The 331-nt window shown below is 40.8% G+C and carries 1 pseudogene; it reads right to left on the bottom strand.

Annotated features, from left to right (window positions below):
- Positions 1–21: 21 nt before the first annotated feature.
- Positions 22–331: pseudogene (locus AAEY68_RS20795) on the bottom strand (phosphopentomutase); the annotation flags it as partial.

The following is a 331-nucleotide window of genomic DNA, read 5'->3' as shown; positions in this document are numbered from 1 at the left end:
GTACTCATTAATCTTTCCTTTTTATTTAGATGTAGTTAGCTTATCTATAAAGCCATCACCGTATTCAAGCGCAGGTAAGTTAAACCATTGTGCTAAGGTTTGACCTATGTCTGCAAAACTATTGCGCTCACCAAGTGGGGTGTCGCTCATACCCGGTTGGTAAGCAATTACTGGTACGTATTCACGGGTGTGCTCAGAACCTGGAAAGGTTGGATCGCAGCCATGATCGGCAGTAATAATTAGTAAATCATCGGCTTTAAGTGCGTTTAATATAGTTGGCAAATAATCGTCAAACTCTTTTAACGCTTTTGCATACCCAACAGGATTACGA

Origin of the sequence: Pseudoalteromonas sp. RB2-MNA-CIBAN-0110 (assembly GCF_040309305.1) — a bacterium.
GTDB lineage: Bacteria > Pseudomonadota > Gammaproteobacteria > Enterobacterales > Alteromonadaceae > Pseudoalteromonas > Pseudoalteromonas arctica.
The sequence above is the reverse complement of the archived record's forward strand: the minus strand, read 5'-3'. Positions and strand labels throughout refer to the sequence as shown.